The following is a 17,290-nucleotide window of genomic DNA, read 5'->3' on the forward strand; positions in this document are numbered from 1 at the left end:
TTAGAAATAAAAGGTAGTGTTATAATATAACATTACTGATGTGTTATATTATAACATTATCATATTTGTTAGGGAATATACTGTTATATCATATAAATATTTAGCAGTATAAAAGTGCAATACTTATTTTTAGGATAAATAAAATAATGCAGCGTATATCATCATTGTTTTGTGCAGCAGCTCTGGCTTTATCAGGTTCTGCAATGGCAGACGACTTTAAAGTTGTTACAACAATTAAACCACTAAATCTTATTGTAAGTGAGTTAGTTCAAGGTGCTGCAACGTCAGATGCAATCTTACCACCAGGAGCTTCTCCACACGATTATGCATTACGTCCATCAGATGTAAAAAAATTGAATGATGCAGATCTTGTTATTTGGGTAGGGCCTCAATTAGAAACATTTTTAACTAAACTTATGGCTACAAACCCAAATAGTTTCGCTTTGACAAAACAAGCTGGTATCAATTTTCTAAATTATGGTGCTAAAGCTGGTGATGACCATGGCGATCATGAAGGTCACGATGACCATGCAGGTCATGGCGATCATGCAGGTCACGATGACCATGCAGGTCACGATGACCATGCAGGTCATGACGACCATGCAGGTCACGATGACCATGAAGGTCACGATGACCATGAAGGTCACGATGACCATGAAGGTCATGACGATCATGCAGGTCATCATCATCACCACTCTGGACTTAATCCGCATTTCTGGATGGGACCAAAACAGACAATTGAAGCCGCAAATGTGATCACGGAAGCATTGATTAAACATGATCCATTGCATAAAACTGTTTATCTCGATAATCTTTCAACGTTTACCACTGAAGTTAATCAAGCTGTAAGTGAACTTAATGCGGAACTAAAACCTATTTCAAATAAAGGTTATTTTGTTTTTCATGATGGTTATGGTTATTTCGAACACCAATTCGGTCTGAATAACTTAGGACACTTTACTGTTGAACCTGACCGTAAGCCAGGTGCTAAAACTCTGATCGCAATTCGTGAATCATTAAAAGATAAGCAAGCTTATTGTGTATTTAGTGAGCCGCAGTTTTCACCGGCAGTTGTTGATAGTGTAACTAAAGGCACAGAGGTAAACATAGGAACCCTTGATCCAATGGCGACAAATGTCCAAGTGGGCAAGGGAGGATACGTCCGTTTTATTAAGGAACTCGGACAGAGCTTTACCAAGTGTTTAAAATAGAAAATGAAATTATATCAAGCGGCAGCAACTTCTATTAAGGAGCTGCCGCGTCAGCACAAAATTGCGTTAGTTTCCACCTCTGTGCTTATGATGGCTGCCATAATGTGGCAGCCATCAAAATCACAAGTAACTTTCCCATCCTCAAGCGTTAATAAGCGCGTTGATATCACATTGCCATCTAAATTGGATTTATTATCTGAACAAGATAGTGAGCCCTTAGGTGTATCTCTTGATCAAAATGATCCTGAATTCCAAGCGCCAAAAGATGAAATAGAGCAACAACTTGATGATGCTAAAGCTGAAGTTGAGCATAAACATCGAGTGGCATCGGGTGAAACGTTAGGGATTATCTTTTCACAGTATGGTTTGCCTATTTCAGATATGTACCGCTTAATTGATGCAAATAAGTCAGTACAGAATTTGCGCGTTGGACAAACACTTGAGTGGGAAGTCAATGATGATGGTAAATTAACAGAACTTAAAATTATCCGCAGTAAAAAAATAACGGATGCTTTTACACTATCGAAAAAAGGTTATATCTATAAAGAGATAGTTAAAAAAGGTGAGATGAAACCCGTTACTCTCATCGGTCGTGTAAATGGCAGTTTTTATAATTCAGCTCGAGCTGCAGGTCTAACACCGACTCAGATCCAAACATTAGTCAAAGCCTTACAATGGAAATTAAACCTTGGACGTGATGCGCATAAAGGGGATCGCTTTGCTGTAGGTATTGATCGAGAATTTATTGATGGTAAGGCGGTGAGTAAAGGTGATGTTAACGCTTTTTACTACAAATCAGCGAATGGTAAGGATTCAACCTTTATTATTAGAGGTGATGATGATCAGTTCTATGACAGTAGTGGACACAGTTTAAATAGAGCATTTAGACGTATTCCCACATCGAAACGCTACCGTATCAGTTCACCTTTTAACCCAAATCGTCTACACCCAGTTACTGGACGTCGATCACCCCATAACGGTACCGATTTTGCGGTTCCGATTGGTACATCGGTTTTGGCAGCAGGTGATGGTGTCGTTGTAAAATCACGTTACCACCCATTAGCAGGTAACTATATTGTCGTTAAGCATGGCCGAGAATATATGACACGTTATCTACATCTTAGTAAACGTGAAGTGAAGGTGGGGGATAAAGTGAAAATGGGGCAACGTATTGCTAAAAGTGGTAATACTGGGCGTTCAACTGGCCCACACTTGCATTTTGAGTTGATAAAAAATGGTCGTCCTGTTGACGCAATGAAAGTATCCTTACCACAAGCCGATACACTCTATGGTAAAGAACGTAAAAACTTCATAAAACAAGTTAGCTTTTATAAGAATAAGTTTAAAAATGTAATATCTAGCTAAGTTGTTTAATCATAAAAAAAGCGCACATATCGTGCGCTTTTTTTATGTTCTTTATAATTGAATTTAACTAATCAAAAACTTTTTTAAAATTAACCAAGAATTGACAGTTCATCTCTGAAAAGATTTAACTGTTTGTATTTATGATTTTTTTTACATTTTAACGTCAGTTTTGAGCGATGTGATGGCAAGAAAACAAATGTTTTTTTGATTTATGACAAGACATAAAATGTATCAATATGTAAAATTCAAATCAGAAATGCTAATAATTCTTATTAAGGTAGCGATTTACTATGAAGCTGTCAGAGATGTCGTGCGGAAATTGTGGGACCGTTGTAAATATGTCTGCGTTACCCGCAGCAACACGAAAAAAATTAATGGTCATGGGTTTATTACCTCGCACTGAAATCACCGTTGTTCGCTTGGCACCTTTGGGTGATCCTCTTCAAGTGCGTGTTCGTGGTGTTGATATTGCTTTACGTAAGCAAATCGCAGAAAATATCGAGGTAGAGGCTGTATAATGCAATACAATATTCTTACTGTTGGTAACCCAAATAGTGGTAAAACAACACTGTTTAATGGTTTAACAGGAGCTAAACAGCAAGTGGGTAACTGGGCCGGTGTGACGGTTGAGAAAAAAACCGGTCGTTACCAACATAATGGTGATGAGTTTGCTCTGACTGATCTTCCTGGTATCTATAACCTTGATAGTGCGAATGATGCAAATAGCCTTGATGAGGCTATTGCTTCTCGCGCTATTTTAACAACACCTGCTGACGTAATTATTAACGTAGTTGATGCTTCAAGCCTAGAGCGTAGTCTTTACATGACGCTGCAACTTCGTGAGTTAGGTCGACCTATGGTAGTTGTGCTTAATAAGATGGATGTGCTTAAGCGCCAACGTCAGGTTTTAGATATTAAAGCGCTAGAAAAAGCACTAGGCTGTCCGGTATTGGCGTTATCTGCTAACAATATGGAGCGTATCGCTGAATTCAAATCTAAGTTGCACAAGATGCTAACGCAAGGAGTTGTAGTTAAAGAGTTTAAACTTGACTACGGTCAAGATTTTGAACAAGCAGTTAACCAATTAGAGTCTTTATTTAAAAACAATGACAAGTTAGAACCACGCGCACAGAGTATTCGTGTATTAGAAAATGATACTCTTGTAATAAATACGATGTCTGATGAAGATAAAGTCACAGCGTGTGGTTTGCGTGCAAACCTGATTAATACAGTTGATCCTGATATTCAAGTTGCGGATGTCCGTTATACTTTCTTACATCAATTATGCCAAAAGGTTCGCCGTCAAGAAGGACGTCTAAGCAGTAGTTTTAGCAATAAAATTGATAGTGTATTACTTAACCGCTTTGTTGGTATCCCATTCTTTTTCTTAGTAATGTACACGATGTTTATGTTTGCTATAAATATCGGTAGTGCATTTATCGACTTTTTTGATATCAGCTTTGGTGCGCTATTGGTTGATGGTGGTCATCATTTATTAGATGATCATTTACCAGTATGGTTAGTGACGGTGATTGCGGACGGTATTGGTGGCGGTATTCAAACCGTGGCGACTTTCATTCCTGTTATTGCTTGCTTGTACCTATTCCTTGCTATGCTAGAAAGCTCTGGCTATATGGCGCGTGCTGCTTTCGTTCTAGATAAAGTTATGCAAAAGGTAGGTTTACCTGGTAAAGCGTTCGTTCCTCTTGTACTAGGCTTTGGTTGTAACGTACCTGCGATTATGGCCACACGTACTCTTGAACAAGAACGTGAACGTAAGTTAGCTGCAGCAATGGCACCGTTTATGTCATGTGGTGCACGCTTACCGGTATATGCTTTATTTGCGGCGGCATTCTTCCCTGAAAATGGTCAAAATGTTGTATTTGCATTGTATTTGTTAGGTATTGCAGCCGCTGTCCTTACTGGAATCATCTTGCGTGCAACAGTGTACCCTGGTTCAAGTGATAGTTTTATTATGGAAATGCCTAATTACGAATTTCCAACGATTCGTAATGTTGTAATAAAAACTTGGCAGAAACTTAAGCGTTTTGTATTTGGTGCGGGTAAAACAATCGTTGTTGTTGTTGCTATTCTAAGCTTCTTTAATTCATTAGGTACAGATGGTTCTTTTGGTAATGAAGATTCCTCTAATTCAGTGCTTTCCAAAACAGCACAGGTTGTGACGCCAGTATTGGAGCCTATTGGTGTTAAAGCTGATAACTGGCCTGCTACTGTGGGTATTATTACGGGTATCTTTGCTAAAGAAGCTGTTGTTGGAACACTAAATAGCTTATATGCACCAGCTACAGATGATAGCGGTGAAGAGTACAATTTGGTTGCAAGCTTACAAGAAGCGGTTCAATCAATTGGCGATAACTTGGCAGATTTAAGCTTTAGTGATCCGTTAGGTATTGAGGTTGGTGATTTAGGTGATAAACAAGCAGCGGCAGAAGAGCAGGGCGTAGATGAGTCTGTATTTGGTAACATTCAGGCGAACTTTGTGAGTGGTGCTGCTGCAATGGCTTACTTGATCTTCATCTTGCTATACACACCATGTGCTGCTGCGATGGGAGCATACGTTCGTGAGTTTGGTCAGAAGTTTGCGTGGTTTATTGCTGGATGGACAATGTTAATGGCTTACTCGTTTGCTACTTGGTTCTATCAAATCGCTCACTTTACCGATCATCCTACAACCAGTGCATTTTGGATTGGTTTCTTCATATTGATCAACGTCGGTATCTTCTTGTTACTGAAACGAGAAGGAAAAAAACAAACTAATCTTGAAGGCTTGTTAGTAGAATGATCTTACAGCAGCTAAAACAATACATTGAACAGCATGGACGTGTGAGTCGTAAGCAACTTTCTGATCATTTTGGCATGTCTGAAGATGGTGTAGAAGCTATGCTTGACGTATGGATTCGTAAAGGTTCGGTTGGAAAAGAATTGGTTGGCTGTGAAAGTTCAGACTGTTGTCAACCTGCGAAAGAGATTTGGTACCGTTGTTTATCTGCTAACGAATTATCGATAACGGTAATGCGATAGAAGGTAAAAAGGCAGCTTAATTAAGCTGCCTTTTTTAATGCTATTTAGAGATAGCTGTAAAACCTTTAATCTGACTTAATTCTTCGCGAAGTTCATCAGCCAGTGCTGCTTGAAGCGCTTCACTGCGTTGAGTACCATCCGTATTTCCCCAAATTGGCCCAGGCCATGCTATATCATGACTAAAGCGTGCAATGTGGTGTAAATGAAGTTGTGGTACAAGGTTACCTAATGCACCAACGTTAATTTTTTCTGCTTGATAGTCGTTTTCTAATAATGTGGCGACTGCACTTGATTCACGCATTAGTTGGAATTGGTCTTGTTCTGGTAGGTGGTGGATCTCACGTAACTCGTCAAAACGAGGGACTAAGATAATCCATGGCCCAAGTGCTTCTTTAGATAATAAAACACGAGAAAGCGGAAAATCACCTAATACAGTGGTATCAGATTGTAGGCGAGGATGAAGAGTGAAACGCATGTAATTATTCCTTCACAGTACATTATGGCTCACAAGCCAGAGCATTATTTATCATAGTATGCCTAATTTAAAACGATTGGTATTATCCTTAACCTATTCTCTAACATTTGGTTAAGAGTTCTAATTATTGTGAGGCAACTTATGGCAAGCGAATATCAGTTTATACTCGATTATTGGTTTGGCGAGTTAGAGGGTGAAGTAACCAAAGAAAATAAACATGTGCTTTGGTTTCTTGGTGGTGAAGATATTGATGCTTACATTAAAACCCACTTTCAATCTTGGGTGAGTAAGGCAGGTAAAGGGGAGTTAAATCATTGGTGTGAAACGGCTCAAGGTCGCTTGGCTCTGATTATTTTACTCGATCAATTTAGCCGCAACATCTACCGTGGCTTAAGTGCGGCATTTCGTTATGACTTATTAGCCTTAGCATTGTGTAAACGTGGTTTAGCATTAAATCAAGATGTCGATTTATCGCCAATTGAACGCGTATTTTTCTATTTACCGTTAGAACACGCAGAAGATCTGGAAGATCAAGAAGAGAGTGTGTTTCGCTTTCAACACTTAAGGGAATCGACTTCTTTAAATAATCGTGAGCTATTTGATGGTTTTTATAATTATGCGAGAAGCCATTATGACGTGATTAAGCAATTTGGACGCTTTCCATATCGTAATGCGGTGCTGGGACGGCTTTCAACGGAAGGTGAATTAATGTGGTTGAACCAAGGCGGTCAACGATTTGGTCAATAAAGAGGTCAAACTATTGAATCTTTTTATTAACAGAGCTTAATCTATAAACACATTTCAGGGTGCGATAGATAGAAAATAAAAAAGCCTTCCATTTGGAAGGCTTTTTAATATAAAGATGTATGTAGATTACATACGCTCTAGTGTTTCGATACCAAGTAGATCTAGACCTTGCTTGATAGTTTTTGATGTTAGCAATGCAAGCTTCAAGCGGCTTTGCTTAACACCTTCTTCAGCATTAAGAATTGGACATGCTTCGTAGAAGCTAGAGAACATACCTGCAAGTTCGAATAGGTAAGTACACATTAAATGTGGCTGACCTTCACGTGCTACAGATTGTACAGCTTCTTCAAATTGAAGAAGTTTAGATAGCAGCGCTTGCTCTTTTTCGTCAGTGATAACGATTGGGTGAGTAAGATCTGAAAGCTCAACATTCGCACGCTTGAAGATAGATGCTACACGTGTGTATGCGTATTGCATGTACGGTGCTGTGTTTCCTTCAAATGCTAGCATGTTGTCCCAGTCGAAGATGTAGTCTGTCGTACGGTGCTTAGAAAGATCAGAGTACTTAACCGCAGCCATTGCAACAGTTTGTGCAATGTTTGCTTTTTCTTCAGCACTTAGCTCTGGGTTCTTTTCTTCGATTAGTTTGTTAGCACGCTCAACAGCTTCATCTAGAAGATCAGCAAGACGAACAGTACCGCCAGCACGGGTCTTAAATGGACGACCATCTTTACCTAGCATCATACCAAATGCGTGGTGCTCAAGAGATACGCTTTCTGGCACATAACCTGCCTTGCGAACGATTGCCCAAGCCATCATTAGGTGTTGGTGCTGACGTGAATCGATGAAGTAAAGTACGCGATCAGCATGAAGCTGCTCGTAACGGTATTTAGCACAAGCGATATCAGTAGTTGTGTAGAGGTAACCGCCATCACGCTTCTGGATGATCACACCCATAGGCTCGCCGTCTTTATTTTTGTACTCGTCTAGGTAAACAACTGTTGCACCATCGCTTTCTACAGCCAGACCTTTTTCTTTTAGATCTGCTACAACGCCAGATAGCATGTCGTTGTACATAGACTCACCCATTACGTTGTCATCAGTTAATGACACGCTTAGGCGATCGTAGTTGCGTTGGTTTTGCTTAAGGGTGATGGCAACAAGTTGCTTCCACTTTTCTAGGCAGTACTCATCACCGCTTTGTAGACGAACAACAAAGTTACGTGCTGTTTTACCGAATTCTTCGTCTTCATCATAAAGCACTTTAGATTCACGGTAGAAGCCTTCAAGATCGCTGATGTTCATAGAAACATCAGTACCTTCTTGCTCTTTACGCTGCATGTTAGCGATAAGCATACCGAACTGTGTACCCCAGTCACCAAGGTGGTTAGCTCGGATAACATTGTGGCCTAAGAATTCAAGTGTTCGTACAACGGCATCACCGATGATAGTTGAACGTAAGTGGCCTACGTGCATTTCTTTTGCAACGTTTGGTGCTGAGTAGTCAACAACAATGTTTTGTGCTGTTTCAGTATTAACGGCTAGACGCTCATCTTTTAGCGCTTCTTCGCCACGCTCAGCTAACCATGCTTTGTTTAGAAAAATGTTGATAAAGCCTGGGCCTGCAATTTCAACTTTCTCAGCAATACCATCTAGCTCTAAGCAGTCGATAACTTTTTGTGCGAATTCGCGTGGATTAGTACCTAGCTTCTTTGCTACGCCCATAACACCGTTCGCTTGGTAATCACCAAACTGCGCTTTAGCTGATTGGCGAACTGCGGCTGGGCTACCTGCAGGTGCGCCAGCGGCTTCTAAAGCCAGAGATACTTTATCGTTAATAAGTGCTTGAATGTTCACACGCTGATCCTTAAATCATTTGTAACGCCAATTATTAATAAAAGGCAAAAATGTCTACGCATCACAAGATCACCGTCAAAAATAATCACGAAATAAAACAAAATGACAACATAAATAAATCAAGTGTTTAACGTGAGTATTTTTGACGGGGTCGCGAATATCTAAATATGCACCGAAGTCTTGAATACGCAGTAGGTATTGTCCTAATAATACCCACAGATGGAGGTACTTTGGCAACTGGAAAAACCTATTGTTTACGTTTTTTTTTAAACTTTTTTTGTTATGGGTAAATAATGTGTAACACGCTATTGTATTGAAAAGAGAGTGCGTTAAATTCATGTTTCATTAAATCACGAAAAATGGATAATTATTCACTCCGTATAACTATAGTTATAGCTGTCAATAATGGGATAAATCTATGCACAAGCTTGAACAATATAATCTTCATCCAACGCAGATGCTTGCGCAGTTACCTGAGTTTATGAAAGCGATCAATACATTGATTGATGATTTAGGAATTTCACTCGCTGGATACCAAGCTGATCACATCGCATTACGTGTCAATGATCAAGACGTGGCGCATCAGGTACATTTGGCATGGCTGAGTTACGGTGAAGAATGGTCTAACAATATGATCAATGGTCGTCCCATTGTGATCATTGGGTTTGAACAGCCATTAGCTGTAGATGGCTGGACAATTGAAGCGTTAGAGTTGCCTTATCCGAGTGATAAAGTATATCCGCAACAGGGGTGGGAGCATATTGAGTTTGTGGTGCCATCCAGTGCAAAAACGATTGAAGAATTAAAAATAGATTTACTAGAAAAATTACCACAATTAGATTGGGATGGGTTAGATGCGAAGGGGATCAAAGTAAAAGCCAGTTCACCATCAGGTGAAGATGAGCGTTTAGCTAATCCTACTTTTGCGTTTAAACGTGATGGTGTATGTATTAAATTACACGGACACTCGTTAAGAGCAGTATTAGAAAGTGAACAAGCATAGTTGCTGTAAATACGAATAATAAAAAGCGTAGTAATCCCCAAAGATTACTACGTTCGCTTGGTTAATACTGTATTTTAATGATTATAAAATAACTGTCCGGTTACCATAGACAAAAATACGATCGTCTACCGCAAGGCCTAATGCTTTACTGAGTACAGATTTTTCTACATCACGACCAGACTTTGCCATTTCAACAGCACTGAAACTATGATCAACAGGGATGACGTTTTGGGTAATGATTGGCCCTTCATCAAGATCGTTAGTGACAAAGTGTGCGGTTGCACCAATGATTTTTACACCACGTTCAAATGCTTGTTGGTAAGGCTTGGCGCCAATAAATGCAGGTAAGAAACTGTGATGAATGTTGATGATTTTATTAGGGAATTGTGCGACAAAATTAGGCGTTAAAATACGCATATATTTCGCCAGTACTACGTAATTTGGTTGATACTGTTGTACCGCTTCTAATAGTTTTTGTTCGTGCTCTTCACGGCTTAATCCTTCATGGCAAACATGATGGAATGGAATATCAAATTTTTCCGTTAGCCCTTGAAGGGTGTCGTAATTACCTACAACCGCAGCAATGTCGATATCTAATGATCCATCGAAGGCTTTAACTAGAATATCACCTAAACAGTGCGCTTCTTTTGTCACCATGATGACGATTTTTTTGCGATCAGAACTGATTAAACGGCGCTTGCTACTTTTTGGTAAAGCATGATCAATATCTGCAAGAAAGGTTGTATCATTAAAATAGCCTTCAAGCTCAGTACGCATGAAAAATTGATTATGCGTATTATCAACATATTCCTTATTGTTGATAATATTTAGTTGGTGCTTATGACAAATGTTGGTAATTTTGGCGATTAGTCCCATTTCATCTGGGCATTCCGTGAGGAGTGTTTTCTTTTCCATGTCGTTTCCTGACTGCGATTCACGCATATAATACATTGCGTGTTACAAAGATCTTAATTAACTATTACCTAGATTTAACCTTATGGTCAAAGTATTTATTTGTTAGGTGATGTTATTAATAAGAAAGTGATACCGTTAATTTTTGTAATCGATGGATAGAAGACTAGTCGAGTACTAGGATAATTGGCATAATGAATACTGTATATATAACCAATAGTGCGAAGTAAATGATAACGAAGTTTTTTGCCTCTGGTGGCGCATTAGATAAAGCCATCCCTGGTTTTCAGGCTCGCCAACCTCAAATTGATATGGCTAATGCAGTGGCTGATGCGATCAAGAGTGAATCTCAGCTGGTGGTAGAAGCGGGTACGGGGACAGGAAAAACATTTGCTTATGTTATCCCAGCACTATTGAGTGGCAAAAAAACCATTATTAGTACAGGCTCTAAAAACCTTCAAGAGCAATTATTTCACCGTGATTTGCCATTAATGGCTGATGCGATTGGCTTTACGGGGCGTGTCGCGTTATTAAAAGGGCGAGCAAATTATCTGTGTGTGGATCGTTTGAATCGCCAAGTGATAGAAAGCCATGATGTGGAATCCGATCCGACGTTATTAACACAGTTGGTTAAAATTCGACAATGGTCCTCATCATCGAAAAGCGGCGATTTTGGTGAATGTGAAGATGTTGCAGAAGATAGCCCTGTCATCCCATTAATTACCTCGACCAATGATAACTGCTTAGGCCGTGAGTGCCCCTCGTATGATGATTGTTTTGTCGTTAAAGCTCGCCGCAAAGCAATGGAAGCTGATGTAGTTGTTGTTAATCACCATTTATTCTTGGCAGATTTAGCCATTAAAGAAACCGGCTTTGGTGAATTAATTCCTGAAGCTGAAGTATTTATCTTTGATGAAGCCCACCAAATGCCTGATATTGCCAGTCAGTACTTTGGCCAGAGCCTAACCAGTCGACAATTAATTGAACTCGCGAAAGATATTGATATTGGTTATCGCACAGAAGCACGTGATATGCGCCAACTGCAAAAAACGGCAGACAGGTTACAGCAAGCTGCGTTTGAAATGCGGATCATTTTAGGTGATCCCGGGTTTCGAGGGAATTGGCGAGAAGCATCACAAACCCCTGCTGTTCAACGGGAATTGACTCGACTGTCAGATGCATTAGATCTTACCTACGATGTACTTAAGCTGGCGTTGGGTCGAAGCCAGTTACTAGATACTGCCTTTGAACGTGCAGCAACGTTAAAAGCCAAACTAAAACGAGTATCAGATACTGCAATTACAGGCTATTCCTATTGGTATGAATGTACACCGCGCCAGTTTAGTTTAAATATCACGCCGCTCTCTGTTGCGGATAAATTTAAAGAGCAAATGGCTGAGCAAAAAGGGGCATGGATCTTCACTTCAGCAACCTTAGCAGTTGATGAGAATTTCACCCATTTTAGTCATCGCTTAGGGTTAGAGCCAAAACAACAATTTTCGCTTGAAAGCCCGTTTGATTACAACGAACAAGCTCTGTTATGTGTACCTCGCCATTTACCTGAGCCTAATAGTTATGGTCTCGCTAATAAACTGGTTGAGATGTTGGCGCCTGTGATTGAAGCGAATAATGGTCGTTGTTTTTTCTTGTGTACTTCTCATCAAATGGTACGTGATCTTGCAGAAGGGTTTCGTGAAAAGCTTAGTTTACCCGTGTTAGCGCAAGGTGAAACAACGAAACAAAAGCTACTTAATGAGTATTTGGCTCATGGTAATGCATTATTAGTGGCAACAGGGGCGTTCTGGGAAGGGATTGATGTTAGAGGGCAAGCCCTTAGCTGTGTTATCATTGATAAATTACCGTTTACAGCACCAGATGACCCATTATTAAAAGCACGTATTGAAGATTGTCGCATGCGTGGTGGTGATCCTTTTGCCGATGTCCAAGTACCTGATGCGGTGATCACTTTAAAGCAGGGTGTTGGGCGTTTGATCCGTGATACTAAAGACAAAGGCGCTTTGATCATTTGTGATAACCGATTAGTAACAAGGCATTATGGCGCTGTATTTTTACGAAGTTTACCGCCGATCCCTCGTACACGTAGTGTTGAAGGGGTTAGTGACTTTTTGTCTACTATTAATAACAATAACGTTATTGAAGATGACAACCAACATTCAGAGGCTTGAATGAGCACCAAAATTTTGGCAGTTGATACTGCAACTGAAAATTGTTCTGTTGCCCTATTAATGGGTGACGAAGTTATCTCTCGTTGTGAATATGCGCCACGTGAGCACACAACAAAAATTCTACCTATGGTAGATACTGTTCTGGCTGAAGCTGGCATCAAGCTAAAACAACTCGATGCATTGGCTTATGGTCAAGGCCCTGGTAGCTTTACAGGTGTTCGTATCGGCATTGGTATTGCGCAAGGTTTAGCGTTTGGTGCGGATTTACCTATGGTGGGCGTGTCAACATTAGCTGCAATGGCGCAAGGTACCTACCGTGTCCATCAAGCTGACAATGTATTATCTGCTATTGATGCTCGTATGGGCGAAGTCTATTGGGGTCAGTACCAGCGTAAAACCGATGGTGATTGGCAAATTATCGGTGCGGAACAGGTGATTGTGCCTGAGGCTTTAGTTGAATCTGTTCAAACCGAATCAGGTATTTGGTTAACAGCGGGTACAGCTTGGGAAGTGTATGCTGATACTCTAGGTAAGCTACCTTTTGAAATGCAGCAGGGTTCGGTGTTATATCCTGATTCACAAGACATGGTATACCTAGCGAAATTTGCTTTTGCTCGTGGTGAAAGTGTTAGCGCAGAAGTAGCAAGCCCTGTGTATTTACGTGATACCGTGACATGGAAGAAACTGCCAGGTCGCGAATAATTAAGTAAAAGAGTAGTGGCTGGCGCCGCTACTTTTTCTTTAGCCTAATTTTAAATGAATGATGAGAGGGGATTATGGTTATTATCAATCATGGTGTTATATCATTACCATCAAAACCATTCACTTCAGCCTTACAAACCTCCAGTACGAAAGCTAGCATTTCAAGTGATGCGGTTTCATCAACGTCTGCTTTATCATCGTTATCGGCAACGCAACACGCAGAGTGGGCTAGTCAAGAATATCGTCAATTACAGTATGATCGCCCTGACGGAAAACATCAGAAGGCATTATCTATGTATATGGATGTCATGCAGCACAGTAGAAAAGAACAACTTTCCGATCTTATCGGTATCAATATGGTTGTTTAAACCGACTAATACTTTCCTTATTATTTTCATCATTAACGCGTTAATTTAACGTGTCAGTAGACTACGCATAAATAATTACTTTTGCTGTTATATTGAACAGCTATGTCGAGGTTTTATATGTTTCGCACGCTATTTCTTGGGCTGATATTAATCTTTATGGTAGGCTGCGCCAGTGTTCCAGCCAGCTTGCAGACCAAAACGAAAAATCCTATCACGGATTTACGCGTTATCGCCGAGCATCCTACTGTAATGCAACATCAGGAAGTCAGGTTAGGTGGTATTATTGCTTCAATTAAAAATGAAGCAAAGCAAACACGCGTTGAAATAGTCGCATTGCCGTTAACCTCAGACGGTAGACCAATATTGCACAGTAAACCCCAAGGTAGATTTATTGCAAATGTACCTGGTTTTCTTGATCCTATGGAGTATGCCAAAGGACGTTTACTGACAATTGTAGGGCAATATATTGGAATGCAAAAAGGCAAAGTTGGCCAGTACGATTATACTTTTCCTTTGATAAATGTTTCAGGTGAGCAAATTTGGCAAGTACAACAACAAGTTCAAATGGAAGTACCAATGCGATTTAATCGTTGTATTGGCTTTAACTGTGGATTCTGGGGCGATGATTACTTTATGCCACCGATTGGCATTCAAGGGCGCGTGGTTGATCGAGTGATAATGTAAGTCATGGAAGCAATAACATTTAAGCTTGCTGAATTAGAATTAGCGGGACTCTCCAATTTCTCATTATCGTCGCCGTTAGAGAATAACAAACCCGTATTGTTATTTATTCATGGTTGGCAAGATAATGCTGCGACGTTTTCATCACTTTGGCAACGGTTAGATACTGAATTTAATCTTGTAGCCATTGATTTGCCTGGACATGGTTTATCACAATCTCGAAGTGGGGATAACTATTATCACTTTTTCGATTATATTGATGATTTATACCAAGTCATTTCGCAGCTTCCCGCCCCGCGCGTGTGTCTTGTTGGTCACTCACTAGGCGCTATTATTGCCAGTTGTTACAGTGCTGCTTATCCTCAGTCAATAGATAAGTTGGTATTAATTGAAGGCTTGTCGCCATTAGTGGAAGAGGCAGAACAAACGGTTGAGCGGCTAAGGCGTGGAATTAAAAGTCGACATCAATACCGTAAAAGTTGTGAGCGTCGAAAAGCAAGAGCAATGAGCTCTTTCACTGAAGCATTACAATTACGTGCCAATGTTAATGACTTACCTATTGCATGTTTAGAGCCCGTTGTTAAGCGGGCAACAGTTAAGCGTAACGGGCTGTGGTACTGGCGACATGACCATCGCCTGCGTTGTGAATCACTTTATAGGATGACACAACAACAAGCACAAGCAATTCTATCGTCGATAGAAGCACCCATTTATTCGATTGTAGGCAGTCATGGATTTCCTCAACTGCGTGATGATCCGCAGGATAAGTACAAGCTTCAACAGTTTTCACAGGTGGTGATTGTCGGGGGGCATCACTGCCATTTAGAACAGCCAGATACAGTATCGAATTGTATTAGGGCTTTTATTTCCCTCGAGAGAGATTAATCTTCGCTTTTCAATGAGTAGGTTCAAAGTTTCTACTCAGCTAATTTGGCAAGATGTTAATTATAAGTTAAGTATACTGTATTGAGATATAAACGCTTGTTTGATTTATACATACAGTATTTACCTGTATCGCTGTATAGGTATTAAAGCAGTCTAATAATAAGGAGAATGCGAGTGGATAAGGTTTGGCTTAGCCGCTATCCGAATGATGTACCGGCAGAAATTAATCCGGATGCATATTCATCATTAGTTGATATGTTTGAACAATCGGTACGTAAATATGCTGATCAAACCGCTTTCATTAACATGGGACAAGTTATGACCTTCCGTAAATTGGAAGAGCGTAGCCGTGCCTTTGCAGCTTACCTTCAGAATGAATTGAAGCTACAAAAAGGCGACCGTGTTGCTGTAATGATGCCAAACTTACTGCAATATCCTATCGCGCTATTCGGTATTTTACGTGCAGGTTGTGTTGTGGTTAACGTTAACCCGTTATATACCCCACGTGAGTTAGAGCACCAATTAAATGACTCTGGCGCAAAAGCCATTGTTATCGTTTCAAATTTCGCTCACACCCTTGAAGCCGTTGTTAAAAATACAGGTGTTAAAAATGTAATTTTAACTAGCCTAGGCGATCAATTGTCTCGTCCAAAAGGTACCTTGGTTAACTTCGTTGTTAAGTACATTAAGAAAATGGTGCCTAAGTACTATTTGCCGCATGCGACTTCAATGCGTATAGCACTACGTAAAGGGCGTCGTATGCAATATGTTAAGCCGTTTATTATTGGCGATGACATGGCATTTCTTCAATACACTGGTGGTACAACAGGTGTCGCTAAGGGCGCGATATTAACGCATCATAATATGGTGTCTAATGTCATGCAGGCGAAAGGTGCATATGGTCCTGTGTTAACAGAAGGACGTGAGCTCATTGTTACCGCTTTACCGCTTTATCATGTATTTGCATTGACAGTAAACTGCTTATTATTAATGGAAATGGGCGGTCAGAATTTACTGATCACGAATCCTCGTGATATTCCCACTTTTGTCAAAGAGCTTCAACGTTACCAATTTACCGCAATTACTGGTGTGAACACCTTATTTAATGCGCTGATCAACAATGAAGATTTCCAAGAGTTAGATTTTAGTAATCTACGCCTTTCTGTTGGCGGTGGCATGGCGGTTCAACGCGCTGTTGCTGAGAAGTGGCAGAAAATCACTGGTAATTACTTATTAGAAGGTTACGGTTTAACTGAGTGTTCACCACTGGTTGCAGCATATCCTTATGATTTAACACAATATAACGGTTCAATTGGTCTACCTGTCCCTTCAACTGAAGTGCGTATGGTTGATGATGAAGGTAATGTTGTGGGAATCGACGAAGTCGGTGAGTTACAAGTTCGTGGTCCTCAGGTAATGAAAGGTTACTGGCAGCGCCCTGAAGCCACTAAAGAAGTGTTAACAGAAGATGGTTGGCTATCGACGGGTGATATCGTTAAATTTGATGACGAAGGCTTTTTGCACATTGTTGATCGTAAGAAAGATATGATCTTAGTATCAGGTTTTAACGTTTATCCTAATGAAATCGAAGATGTTGTTGCGCTAAATGACAAAGTGCTTGAAGTAGCAGCGATCGGCCAGGCTCATGAAGTGTCTGGTGAAGTAGTTAAGATATGTGTGGTGAAACGCGATCAGAGCCTAACAAAAGATGAATTGATAGCGCATTGTCGTCAACATTTAACAGGTTATAAGATACCAAAAATTGTTGAATTTATGGACGACTTGCCAAAAACTAATGTCGGTAAGATCTTACGCCGCGTATTGCGTGAAGAGTCTGATAAAAAAGCACAACAATA

General features: G+C 40.2%; 16 protein-coding genes. 13 read left to right on the forward strand and 3 right to left on the reverse strand.

Annotated elements, in window-relative coordinates; genetic code table 11:
• Positions 1–146: 146 nt before the first annotated feature.
• From SKA34_RS17695 to SKA34_RS17715, 5 genes are all read left to right on the forward strand, one after another.
• Complete coding sequence (locus SKA34_RS17695) at positions 147–1,211, forward strand: zinc ABC transporter substrate-binding protein ZnuA (protein ID WP_006646889.1); 1,065 nt, start codon at positions 147–149, stop codon at positions 1,209–1,211.
• Between the two features lie 3 nt (positions 1,212–1,214).
• Entirely contained in the window at positions 1,215–2,576 is a 1,362-nt protein-coding gene (gene mepM, locus SKA34_RS17700; protein ID WP_006646890.1) for a murein DD-endopeptidase MepM, read from the forward strand.
• Between the two features lie 290 nt (positions 2,577–2,866).
• Entirely contained in the window at positions 2,867–3,094 is a 228-nt protein-coding gene (locus SKA34_RS17705; protein WP_006646891.1) for a FeoA family protein, read from the forward strand.
• Complete coding sequence (gene feoB, locus SKA34_RS17710; RefSeq protein WP_006646892.1) at positions 3,094–5,379, forward strand: Fe(2+) transporter permease subunit FeoB; 2,286 nt, start codon at positions 3,094–3,096, stop codon at positions 5,377–5,379. Before SKA34_RS17705 ends, feoB begins: the two co-directional genes overlap by 1 nt.
• On the forward strand, positions 5,376–5,618 hold the full coding sequence (locus SKA34_RS17715; protein WP_006646893.1) for a FeoC-like transcriptional regulator: 243 nt from the start codon (positions 5,376–5,378) through the stop codon (positions 5,616–5,618). Before feoB ends, SKA34_RS17715 begins: the two co-directional genes overlap by 4 nt.
• A gap of 40 nt (positions 5,619–5,658) precedes the next feature.
• Here SKA34_RS17715 and SKA34_RS17720 read toward each other — a convergent pair whose 3' ends face one another.
• Entirely contained in the window at positions 5,659–6,093 is a 435-nt protein-coding gene (locus SKA34_RS17720; RefSeq protein WP_006646894.1) for an HIT domain-containing protein, read from the reverse strand.
• Between the two features lie 141 nt (positions 6,094–6,234).
• Between SKA34_RS17720 and SKA34_RS17725 the strand changes: the two genes are divergently transcribed.
• Complete coding sequence (locus tag SKA34_RS17725; RefSeq protein WP_006646895.1) at positions 6,235–6,840, forward strand: DUF924 family protein; 606 nt, start codon at positions 6,235–6,237, stop codon at positions 6,838–6,840.
• Positions 6,841–6,966: 126 nt separating this feature from the next.
• On the opposite strand, the gene argS is transcribed toward SKA34_RS17725, so the two are convergent.
• On the reverse strand, positions 6,967–8,697 hold the full coding sequence (argS, locus tag SKA34_RS17730; RefSeq protein WP_006646896.1) for an arginine--tRNA ligase: 1,731 nt from the start codon (positions 8,695–8,697) through the stop codon (positions 6,967–6,969).
• 418 nt (positions 8,698–9,115) lie between these two features.
• On the opposite strand from argS, the gene SKA34_RS17735 reads away from it, so the two are divergent.
• A complete protein-coding gene (locus SKA34_RS17735) occupies positions 9,116–9,700 on the forward strand; it encodes a VOC family protein (protein WP_006646897.1) in 585 nt (194 codons plus the stop codon).
• 81 nt (positions 9,701–9,781) lie between these two features.
• Here the strand turns inward: SKA34_RS17735 and purU are convergent, their stop codons facing one another.
• Entirely contained in the window at positions 9,782–10,615 is an 834-nt protein-coding gene (gene purU / locus SKA34_RS17740; protein WP_006646898.1) for a formyltetrahydrofolate deformylase, read from the reverse strand.
• A 227-nt stretch (positions 10,616–10,842) separates the two neighbouring features.
• On the opposite strand from purU, the gene SKA34_RS17745 reads away from it, so the two are divergent.
• The 6 genes from SKA34_RS17745 to fadD all read left to right on the forward strand — a co-directional run.
• The gene (locus SKA34_RS17745) at positions 10,843–12,798 is read left to right on the forward strand and encodes an ATP-dependent DNA helicase (protein ID WP_006646899.1); all 1,956 of its coding nucleotides are present in this window, start codon (positions 10,843–10,845) and stop codon (positions 12,796–12,798) included.
• The gene (gene tsaB / locus SKA34_RS17750) at positions 12,799–13,500 is read left to right on the forward strand and encodes a tRNA (adenosine(37)-N6)-threonylcarbamoyltransferase complex dimerization subunit type 1 TsaB (RefSeq protein WP_006646900.1); all 702 of its coding nucleotides are present in this window, start codon (positions 12,799–12,801) and stop codon (positions 13,498–13,500) included.
• A 74-nt stretch (positions 13,501–13,574) separates the two neighbouring features.
• The gene (locus tag SKA34_RS17755; protein ID WP_006646901.1) at positions 13,575–13,868 is read left to right on the forward strand and encodes a hypothetical protein; all 294 of its coding nucleotides are present in this window, start codon (positions 13,575–13,577) and stop codon (positions 13,866–13,868) included.
• Between the two features lie 117 nt (positions 13,869–13,985).
• A complete protein-coding gene (locus SKA34_RS17760; protein ID WP_006646902.1) occupies positions 13,986–14,552 on the forward strand; it encodes a Slp family lipoprotein in 567 nt (188 codons plus the stop codon).
• Positions 14,553–14,555: 3 nt separating this feature from the next.
• Positions 14,556–15,434, forward strand: a complete 879-nt coding sequence (locus SKA34_RS17765) for an alpha/beta fold hydrolase (RefSeq protein WP_006646903.1) — start codon at positions 14,556–14,558, stop codon at positions 15,432–15,434.
• Between the two features lie 174 nt (positions 15,435–15,608).
• The coding region (gene fadD / locus SKA34_RS17770) for a long-chain-fatty-acid--CoA ligase FadD (RefSeq protein ID WP_006646904.1) at positions 15,609–17,290 on the forward strand (1,682 nt) is incomplete at its 3' end.

Source organism: Photobacterium sp. SKA34, from assembly GCF_000153325.1.
GTDB lineage: Bacteria > Pseudomonadota > Gammaproteobacteria > Enterobacterales > Vibrionaceae > Photobacterium.